At 28.9% G+C, this 9,263-nt stretch carries 11 protein-coding genes and 1 tRNA gene; 5 read left to right on the forward strand and 7 right to left on the reverse strand.

Going from position 1 to position 9,263, the window contains the following annotated elements; translation table 11 throughout:
* Positions 1-57: 57 nt before the first annotated feature.
* From N4A40_13685 to N4A40_13700, 4 genes are all read left to right on the forward strand, one after another.
* Positions 58-139: transfer RNA gene (locus N4A40_13685), tRNA-Leu, on the forward strand.
* An 89-nt stretch (positions 140-228) separates the two neighbouring features.
* On the forward strand, positions 229-414 hold the full coding sequence (locus N4A40_13690; protein MCT4662904.1) for a hypothetical protein: 186 nt from the start codon (positions 229-231) through the stop codon (positions 412-414).
* Positions 415-1,280: 866 nt separating this feature from the next.
* Positions 1,281-1,436 (forward strand): hypothetical protein, encoded by a 156-nt coding sequence (locus tag N4A40_13695; protein ID MCT4662905.1) that lies wholly within the window; start codon positions 1,281-1,283, stop codon positions 1,434-1,436.
* Positions 1,437-1,478: 42 nt separating this feature from the next.
* Positions 1,479-2,057 (forward strand): hypothetical protein, encoded by a 579-nt coding sequence (locus N4A40_13700; GenBank protein MCT4662906.1) that lies wholly within the window; start codon positions 1,479-1,481, stop codon positions 2,055-2,057.
* A gap of 470 nt (positions 2,058-2,527) precedes the next feature.
* On the opposite strand, the gene N4A40_13705 is transcribed toward N4A40_13700, so the two are convergent.
* Both N4A40_13705 and N4A40_13710 read right to left on the reverse strand, forming a co-directional pair.
* A complete protein-coding gene (locus tag N4A40_13705) occupies positions 2,528-2,953 on the reverse strand; it encodes a hypothetical protein (GenBank protein MCT4662907.1) in 426 nt (141 codons plus the stop codon).
* A 32-nt stretch (positions 2,954-2,985) separates the two neighbouring features.
* On the reverse strand, positions 2,986-3,258 hold the full coding sequence (locus N4A40_13710) for a hypothetical protein (protein MCT4662908.1): 273 nt from the start codon (positions 3,256-3,258) through the stop codon (positions 2,986-2,988).
* Between the two features lie 131 nt (positions 3,259-3,389).
* On the opposite strand from N4A40_13710, the gene N4A40_13715 reads away from it, so the two are divergent.
* On the forward strand, positions 3,390-3,875 hold the full coding sequence (locus N4A40_13715; protein MCT4662909.1) for a hypothetical protein: 486 nt from the start codon (positions 3,390-3,392) through the stop codon (positions 3,873-3,875).
* Positions 3,876-4,024: 149 nt separating this feature from the next.
* On the opposite strand, the gene N4A40_13720 is transcribed toward N4A40_13715, so the two are convergent.
* From N4A40_13720 to N4A40_13740, 5 genes are all read right to left on the reverse strand, one after another.
* A complete protein-coding gene (locus N4A40_13720; protein ID MCT4662910.1) occupies positions 4,025-4,999 on the reverse strand; it encodes a DUF6371 domain-containing protein in 975 nt (324 codons plus the stop codon).
* 242 nt (positions 5,000-5,241) lie between these two features.
* Entirely contained in the window at positions 5,242-6,552 is a 1,311-nt protein-coding gene (locus N4A40_13725; GenBank protein ID MCT4662911.1) for a virulence-associated E family protein, read from the reverse strand.
* A gap of 5 nt (positions 6,553-6,557) precedes the next feature.
* Positions 6,558-6,830 (reverse strand): helix-turn-helix domain-containing protein, encoded by a 273-nt coding sequence (locus tag N4A40_13730; GenBank protein MCT4662912.1) that lies wholly within the window; start codon positions 6,828-6,830, stop codon positions 6,558-6,560.
* 71 nt (positions 6,831-6,901) lie between these two features.
* The gene (locus N4A40_13735; protein MCT4662913.1) at positions 6,902-7,642 is read right to left on the reverse strand and encodes a hypothetical protein; all 741 of its coding nucleotides are present in this window, start codon (positions 7,640-7,642) and stop codon (positions 6,902-6,904) included.
* 2 nt (positions 7,643-7,644) lie between these two features.
* Positions 7,645-8,901 carry a site-specific integrase gene (locus N4A40_13740; protein MCT4662914.1) on the reverse strand — a complete coding sequence of 419 codons (1,257 nt, stop codon included), beginning with the start codon at positions 8,899-8,901 and terminating at the stop codon, positions 7,645-7,647.
* Between the last annotated feature and the right edge of the window lie 362 nt (positions 8,902-9,263).

Consider the following 9,263-nt stretch of genomic DNA (forward strand, 5'->3'; position numbering starts at 1 on the left):
ACCCTCTATTTTTAATTGTTTGGCGGAAATTATTTTATATTTTTGTTGCCCTGTTTTGCTCAAGTGGCGGAATTGGTAGACGCGCTGGATTCAAAATCCAGTTTCTTCGGAAGTGTGGGTTCGATTCCCACCTTGAGTACTTGTAAAATCCGTAATTCATTGATTTTAAAATGATTGCGGATTTTTTTATTTCTTTTGAGTCAGTGTTTAGTCAAAAAATATTTAATTATGTGTGTAGTTGATAATTATAATCTAAAAAGATTATCAGATTTAAAGTCAAAAAGAAAATTAGGCTTAATATCTAAACAAGATTTCCTTTTTGAACTTAAAAAACTTAGAAAAGATATGTTGACAGAAGCTCTTTTCTTCTTAGAAGATTATGATAAGATAAATTTAAATGACCTAATGTTATAATAAACAATGTCTTGTGACTGTATTTAAATGCTATGATATACTACTTTTCCGCTTTTAGGTTGATACTCTTGTTTGCATAGGTGATTAAAGTGGGGCAATAAAAAATAAGTTATCTAATTGTAATAGCAAAAAGGATTACCACAATAATTGGCATTATAAATAGTATCATCTCGTGTTTGTCTTGATTTTTATCATTCACATACATTAGAATCTATATACAATTTACCACAAGCTTTAAGGATGTTTTATAAAGCGGTGATTTCCGTTTTTTGAGAAGTATGCAATTTATTTAACTGTCTTTCCTTGCTACTAATTCAGCAATTCGAGATTAAGCTTCTTGCCGACTATTAAAAGTCTAATAAACTATTGTAGTCAATGAACTTTTGAAATTACTATTCTACTAACATAGTACTTTATTCTTCCTCTTTTGGTTGAGGAACGAACCCTTTTAATACGCTGTCTAAAGTGTCTTTTATTTTAAGCTATCGTTTTTTGTTGGTAGGCTTTTTGTCTTTATATATATACTTTAAGTCGCTGAATGATAGTTAATAAAATTTTGTTAAATACAAAACTATATCGTAACTTAAAACAAGATTTTACGTCTAATTGTCGTAGGTGATATGAAAGGTTGTGTTTAATTGACCTATAGATAAAATCTATTAAAAACACTATTTGTATTATGTCTAAATTAATATGTTGCATATCGAAAAAGCTGTAGTTTTTACAACTTTTTGTTATGCATATTGTAACATTGCATTGAAAATGAAGATTTAATGTAATATTTAGGAACATTAAATGTAGTTTTTATTAACCCTTAAGAAATTAATAGCGCAATTAGTGTATTATTAATTAAAAATTAAAAAACTATGGCAATTGCTATAAAATCAATCCCAATTCTTACAAAACAAGCTGCTTCAAACTTTGAGAAAAGAGTCGAAGAAAATACAGCTAAGAGGGCTTCTATTGATTTTACCAAAGAGCGTTCCATTGCTGAAAAAATTCTAGCCAAAGCAAATATATAATACTTTGTAGCTTTGGGTTTTCTATTAGAGAAATGCACATTCGTGTCGTATGACGATGACACAATATGTAGCTGCAAGAATTTTGATTGTGGTCATGATGACCTTAATGATTTTTTTACTAACGATTCTGTATATTGGTCAAGTCAACTTTTAGGGAAATCTTATTGTTTTACCTTAGATGAAAAACCAACTGAAATAGTGTGTGCGTTCACAGTTTCTAATGATAGCATAAAAACTAGAAGACTTCCTAATTCTAGAAAAAAGAAAGTTACGAAACAAATTCCTTCTCAAAAAAGGATGAGGAGTTATCCTGCTGTATTAATAGGGCGATTGGGTGTAAATAAAAATTATAGAATTGTAGATGGTGAAGAGAAAACAACAGGGGATCAATTAATGGACTTTATTAAATCTTGGTTTATTGATAGCGCAAATAAAACAGGATGTCGTTTTGTTGTTGTAGATTCATATAACGAAATAAAGGCTTTAAGGTACTATAAACGTAACGGATTTGAACCTTTATTTTCAACGGAAAATCAAGAAAAGGAATTTACAGGATTAAATGAGCAAGACATTTTAAAAACGAGGATGTTTTATTTTGATTTAATCCTGCTTACTGACTAGTTAGTCTCTTGTAGCTTAATATGTTTTACAATCAATCAAAAACTTTTCAAAATGCTCTTGACTAGATAATGATCTAGTATTGAACCTCACTGAATACTCATCTAAATAAGGTTTCAATTGATTATTGTTGAATTGATTAAATGCATCCGTTCTTAATAAGAATGAATATTAGAGTTATTTTACAGTTTTTTACGGTCGGAGCTAAATAAGCTTAATATAAGATAACTCATTCCAAAAGCTAAAGCAACCTTTATACCGGTTTTACCGCTTTTGTTTGTGCTTTGCTGAGGGTTGTTGTATGTAACTACAGTTTCGTTATTAACAGGGATATTTGGTAGTTCCTACAAAAGAGCTATCTATGAAGTTTTTTCTTTGTAGTGTTACGGCTTCGTTTACGGTGAAATCTAGTATTTGATATTTAAAAGTTTTAATGCTTATTAGTTATGCCGTTTTTAGACTCTTTTGCTAGACTATTCTCTTACTGCTGCTTTAGCTGCTAAAATCAACCCTAATAACCCTAAACCTATATAGATTAATCTATTATCTTTTTTTGGTTTTTCATTGGAAAGATGAACAGGGTCTAAACCTAGAGATTTATCTACTCTAAACTCAGCTCCAATGTTAATTGCTGCTATTTCATGAATTATTTCTCCAAAATAAGTGAAAACTATAGTTTCGTTAGGATCAATATTTTCCATGTATAAATTACCATCACTTAAAATACCAGCTCTATCTTGAGGTCTCTTTTTTGGATATGCAACAACACCATCCGCAAATTCATCAAACATGTCGTAAATGATTGCGTCAATTGTAATGGACTCAAGGTTGAAAAATCCTAAACCCAATCCTTTAATTTTGTTTTTGTAATTATTGTATGGTTTTACTTGATTACTCATTATTCTAACATGTTTGTTTTAAAAATTCTTAGCTACATTAAACTAGGATTAACGGCTAAAACTCTATTTAATTCTGATCTCAAAATAAAAACGTTATCACCTTCTGTGATAGTGTTAAAAAGACCTTTAGAAATATAATATTCAACTGCTTGAATAGTAATACCTAGTTCTTCTGCCACTTCAGATAAAGACAATTTTTTATTATTTAAATTGTTGTTGTTTTGATAAGTGATTTTTTTACCTTTTACTAAGGTGAATAATAGAATACCCAGCCCAGCTGCAATAAAATAAGTAGATTTATCCATGATGTTTTTGTTTAAATGTAGAAAAAAATAATCATAAAAAAATAAAAAAACCACTTAAAATAAGTGGGTTATTGTATTGGATTTCAATAGGTTTGAATAGATTTGTTTTTTGTTAACATAATATTGAAAACATGAATAAATTAAAGGCAATTAATATACTAAAAGGTCAGATTGAAAAACTTAAAGATGAGAAAAATTTAAATGACCTATGGATTTTAGAGACTAAAACATATGTGAGTCATTTTTTTGGAGAGAATTCATCTCAAGTATGGTTTTTGAGAGATTTTAAGTGGAAAAATGGTATTGCAGATGATATAATTAAGAGTAGGGATACTGTAAAAACTTTTTTAAACGACTGCATCAGCACTATTGATAATATTGGTGTAAAAAAAGAAACTAAACAGAAACTTTTAAATAGGATTCCAGACTGGTCAATACTTCCAATAATTTCCGCTTTAATTTTTATAGGAACAGTATTTGGTAGGTATCAAAAGGATATAGCGTACATTAGAATGGAAGAAGAAGTTAAATCGTTAAAAGATTCAATAACTTCAATAACTGTCTATAAGAAAGCTTATAAATCTAAAGATGTTAGTGATAATTCAAAAGGTGATTAAATCTATTGCACGAAGTTCTGAGACCTTCTTTTTTATAATTTTTACAGATTCATTTTCAATATCAGGTATAATTAAAACTTTGTGACCTATCAAACAGTTATATTTTCCTGCTTTAAACCGTTTTTTACCGTTACGTTACCGTTGAAAGTTTAACGGTTAAATAACGGTTTATTTACGGTTATTTTTCTGAAAATATCTTCAAGATCATTGCCATAAAGCCCTGATTTTATTAGTTCTTCGTCCGATCTGCCTTTGGTCATATCCCAAATATTTGCGAAAACGCCTATTGCACGAAGTTCTGACACCTTCTTTTTTATAATTTTTACAGATTCATTTTCAATATCGGGTATAATTAAAACTTTATGACCTATTAAACAATTACATTTTTCCTTTTTTAGACCGTTTTTACCGCCATAGGATAACCAGGTGTATCTAGGTAATAAGATAGATCCAACAATGGCTGTTTTCTCGCTTTCAACAAGAATTACCGTTTGTTTACCTTTAAGGCTGTCAATTATTAGGTGTTCTCCAAACAAACATGAATAATAACCGTTTTTATTGGTGTATATGTGGTTGAATTTTTCCGTTCTTCTACCGTTTGTTTTATAGTATGATAGTTTGCATTTTTGAACCTGAAGATTCTTATTTATTTCCCAGAACATTGTAGCTCCATCTAAATATGTGCCTATTAGGTACTCCTCTTTTGCTTTGTCTGTTTTTTCGTTGCCATAGACTTTACGAAGGTAGAGTAGTAAATTATTCTCTGGTTTAATAAGGGTTGACTCTATTGCGACATGCTCTTCAATGAATTTTTGAGACGGTTTTTCCGTAGCGGTTATTTTACGGTTTACTAGGTTTGATGATGGGTTATAAGAAGTGAGTTGTTCATATTTTCTAAGTGTTTCGTTGTAAGTGAAACGGTTACCGTTTTCATTTTCATAAACAGCAGGAGGTAGGGTTGCTTTATTGCAGCTGTGGCAAAAACCGAATTGTTCAGGTAGGTCAACATAATTAACGAATTTTAAACTACCGCTTGATCCACGGTTTTTTTTACTGCAACAAGGTGTGGTTAGATTGGGGTTTCTTTTGGTTGAAAATTTTAAATCAAGAGAAAGTTTTTTCATTTTTTTAAAAGTCTTAAAAAATTCAACTTTTACTTACCTGCTTACCCAAGTCAATAAATACAAGGGTTGCGGTAGGGTAAGTAAAAATATTCTACTTACCCTATTCTTAAAAAAGGGGTAAGCAGGGTAAGTAATGGGTAAGTATTTTTTTTAAAGCTTACCGTGTTTAATCCGTTGTCTTTGTTGGGCTTGCTGTGTATTGGGTAAGTAGGGTAAGTATTTTTCATATATTTATAATTAATTTATAGTGCTGGTGTTGATTTATCATTATGAACAACCCAATATCCGTATCGATCTTTATGTTTAATTCGGTCGTACTTTAATTGTTTCATTGCTTTTCCTATTGAGTTAACATATAATTTTTGTCCAAAATTTGCCTGTAAAACTCTTTGAATATCTGTAGCAGTAAAAAACTGAATGCCTCTTTTGTTCTCACCTGGTTTATCAAAAAATGTTTCAATTAATTCTTGTTCATTACTTCTAATTTGATATTCTTCGTTTCTTTTCTCATTATTTGCTAAATCCTCTTTTGTTAATTTTTCTTCAAAGCTATCATCATTGGATAGCGCATAGGCCTGAGACCATAAATCGTTTATATCAATTGCTTTGCTATAATTCCAATCAATAGCAGTTACATGAAAAATAAGCCACCTAACGGAACCAGTAGGATCGGATAAAAAAGTATCATCGTTTGTTGAACCAATAAAATTGGCTATTCTTTGTATAGTTTCTTCTCTTTTTGCAAAAGGTAGTCTAACTCTTGTTTCGTCAGTAGAGAACATTGATTTTAGACTATTTAAGTCTTTTCTTGAAATACCATCTAATTCATCTAGAATTATAAAAGCATTTTTCGTAAGCTTTATTAAGTTGTCTTTTTTGTTTTCCTCAAAAGATCTTGTAGAAGGTAATCCAGGTGGGCATAACCATTTTGTGAAATGGGACTTTCCTATGTTCTGGCCTTTGCCTTTGTCTGTAATTATAAATGCTTGTTTATTGAAGTAACCGTCAATAAGCATGCATTTAACAGCTCTTACAAGCCATTTTTTTAAATGGTACTCAAATTGTTCTATATCTGGACTTGATATATGTTGGCATAAATTAGATATATGATCTATTTTATCCCATTTTTTAAGTCCTTCAAAGTAGTTTAATATGGGATTGTATTCGGTGACATAACTTGATCCTAAAATAGCATTAAGCTTGTCTCTAGGTACTTTTATATTCTTTTTTTGCATTTCAATATAGAGATCATTTTCGTTACAAATTGCCCATTTTGAATATGAATCCTTTTCTTTTATTTCTATATCAAGCATTATTTTATTAAGACGTAATTCGTAATATTTTGACAAATAGTCTTCAACTATGTGAAATATAGTTTGTGGTTGTTCTGAATCTTGTTGTTCGTTTAGTTTTACAACTTTTATGTCAGAATTGAATCTTTTATCAATTTCTTGTTCAATCTCGTTAAGTCCTTGAATTTCTTTGTTATATTTACCTTGATTTGTGGCTAAATCATTGGTGTTGTCTTCAGCACCTTTTTTCTTTTCTAACATATTTTCTAAGAATTTAGTGCTTCTAATATTTCTGACTTTAAATAATAGACTCGATTACCTATTTTTTTTGATGGTAGCTTACCTTTTTTTGTGTGTGACCAAAGAGTAGTAAAATTTATATTAAGAAGTTTACATGCTTCTTCTCTGGTTAATAGGTCGTCATTTGAATTTGACTTTTTTAGCTCTAGCTTGAATTTGTCTAACTCTTTTTTTACACTATCTGATATTAAAGAAGAAAGTTCAGAAGGTGTAGTCTGGATAATTTTTACTTGGCTCATATTTACAATGTTTGTTGTTTTACATTGCAAAGGATTTAAATGATAGCGTTAGTAAAATAATATGTAAAACGTTAGTTTACGTTATTTCCTTTATTTGAATTGAATTTAGTAAAAAAGCTTTTTAGTTTTGGCTTATATTTTTCATCATATTCAAAATTTGATTGTTGCCAGTTTTTTATTTCTATACCAAGTTTCTTTTTTATATATTTTTTGTATTGATTTTGAGTTGCATAAAACTGATAGCCTTCTTCGTTTAAATCTCTAGTTAAAAAATGCCAAATATCTGTTAATTCTCTTTTTTTCTTTGTGTAATAGTTTTCAATTAGATATTCAAAAAACATAAAACATTTTTCATTCCAAAGTGAGGGGTTATGGTTGTTATTACTGTGCTCTTTAGTGTTTAGTAGTTGTTTTAGATATTCTAATCTGTTATTTAATAAATATATTGCTCCAGAAAAACTATACTTTTTAATAATGTCATTTCCTATGTCAATGCTATTTAATATTTCTAATGAAATAAAATTGTTTTTATTCGAATCTACATTTTTAATTAGAAATTTTTTCAATCTTTTATCAAAAGTATTTTTGTAAACGTCAATGTTGCATAAATCCCAATAAATATTATGCTTTAAGCTTATTTGGTTTAAGCTTATAAGTATTCTATTGCATTGGGTATGAGTGTTTGATCGTTTTTTGATGTACTCAAACGTATGATTAGAGTTTGTTATTAGTTTTTCTAAGTTTTCTAAGGACTCTAAAAATTCTAAGAATTTTTTAGAGAATTCTTGATTTTCTTCTGGATTAAAAAGCACTGTTATTTGATTGTTTTAATCATTTCATTATAAATTAAGCTAGTGAAATCTTCATTAGATTTTCCTATGTATTTTAAGAAGGTTCTTTCCTGTACATGACCTGTAATTTTCATTATCAACGAATTTGACATTTGTCCATAATAATTAGAAGCGAATGAACGACGGCAGGTATGGCCTGTTATCAGTTCATTCTTTTTATAAAAACCTTTCTTTTTTCTGTTGGTTTCTGGATCTAGTTTGTAATGTTCTACTTCTTCATTAATTCCACATTGTTTGCAAAGTTTCTTTACATATTTATTGAAGTTCACTTTTGATATTTTATAGGGGAAACCATCTTTTATAACTTTTTCAGCTATTGGATTTAGGGGGATTTCTACGGTTTTTCCGCCTTTTTGTTGCGTAAGTTTGATGAATCTAAAATTGTCTTTTTTTGACTTGTATAGGTTGTCTTCTGTGAGTTTTAATAAATCATCTAATCTTTGCCCAATTTCACAACCAAGGAGCAGCCATTTTTTTACGTTTACTAAGCTTTTATTTTTAATTTTAGTGTCTCGTATCTGGTCTAATTCTTTACGATTTAAAATAATTACGCATTCGCTTTTTTGTTCAGTTAAAGCTTTAATATGTCTTAGTTGAGGGTTTATTGTTATTCCATGACTTTCAGCTTCAAAACAAATACCTTTAAGATCACTTATTTTTTTATTTGCAGTGCTAATTTTATAGTTTTCGTTGTTTAGTAGCCAATTGCTAAATCTATTTATATAATCTCTATCTATTGACTTTATGGAAATGTCATTTCCGCTATTAAACTTTTCTAAGACAACTTTAAGGTTTTTGTAGCCTTTAATTCTATTGTATGATAGCCCTATTGTGCCTTTTCCGTTTTTCCTGGTATGAGCATTTTGTATAATATAATCTATGATTCCAAAAACCGTTTCGAAAGGGTTTTTAAAATTGGCTCTGTTGAAAAAGTGACTTATTTTGTTTTCAAGCCAAAAACCGTCAATTATTTTTCCTAAAGAATTATCATTGTTGAATTCGTCCAGGATAAAACTTTCAAGTTTAAGTAATTTAGATTTGAGATTTTTAGTGGCTTCATCTTTTGCAATAGGGTAGTTTGTTTTCTTACTCCATTTTACCGGATTAATGACTAGTCCAGTTTTTCTTTTTATATTAACTTTAGTTGTTCCGTCCGAAAATCGTAAATAGATTGGAACAGAATTTTTATTGCTTTGTAAATAATACCTTGTTGATGCCATTACAGCAAATATATTATTTAGTCATTATTTAGTCAAAAAATTTGCAATTTAATTCAATTTATATAAATTTGTTTAAACAATGAATAATATAAAATACTGAATTATAATATAATAAGGTTGTATTAGGTGTGGTTAGGTTTTAATTTTCGATTCCCACCTTGAGTACTAAAAAGCTTCAAATTTTTTCTTGAAGCTTTTTTATTTTTATTCCTTAAAAAAATTCTTTTTTACAGCAAGGAATACATATTGTTTTTGGTATGTTTTTTGTGATCTTTTAGTTAATAACTAACTATTATTCAATTGTATGATGATAAGACAACCTATTTTCTTAGTTATAGCTATGCTATTAGTTATGATTGCAA

The sequence above is a fragment of the Tissierellales bacterium genome (assembly GCA_025210965.1).
GTDB lineage: Bacteria > Bacillota > Clostridia > Tissierellales > JAOAQY01 > JAOAQY01.

Bases quoted from the DNA above. Each gene is read 5' to 3' on its own strand.
- N4A40_13730 (MCT4662912.1), bottom strand. From the start codon at position 6,830: ATGAGCCAAGTAAAAATTATCCAGACTACACCTTCTGAACTTTCTTCT.
- N4A40_13725 (MCT4662911.1), bottom strand. From the start codon at position 6,552: ATGTTAGAAAAGAAAAAAGGTGCTGAAGACAACACCAATGATTTAGCC.
- N4A40_13705 (MCT4662907.1), bottom strand. From the start codon at position 2,953: ATGAGTAATCAAGTAAAACCATACAATAATTACAAAAACAAAATTAAA.
- N4A40_13715 (MCT4662909.1), top strand. From the start codon at position 3,390: ATGAATAAATTAAAGGCAATTAATATACTAAAAGGTCAGATTGAAAAA.
- N4A40_13720 (MCT4662910.1), bottom strand. From the start codon at position 4,999: ATGAAAAAACTTTCTCTTGATTTAAAATTTTCAACCAAAAGAAACCCC.
- N4A40_13740 (MCT4662914.1), bottom strand. From the start codon at position 8,901: ATGGCATCAACAAGGTATTATTTACAAAGCAATAAAAATTCTGTTCCA.
- N4A40_13710 (MCT4662908.1), bottom strand. From the start codon at position 3,258: ATGGATAAATCTACTTATTTTATTGCAGCTGGGCTGGGTATTCTATTA.
- N4A40_13695 (MCT4662905.1), top strand. From the start codon at position 1,281: ATGGCAATTGCTATAAAATCAATCCCAATTCTTACAAAACAAGCTGCT.
- N4A40_13690 (MCT4662904.1), top strand. From the start codon at position 229: ATGTGTGTAGTTGATAATTATAATCTAAAAAGATTATCAGATTTAAAG.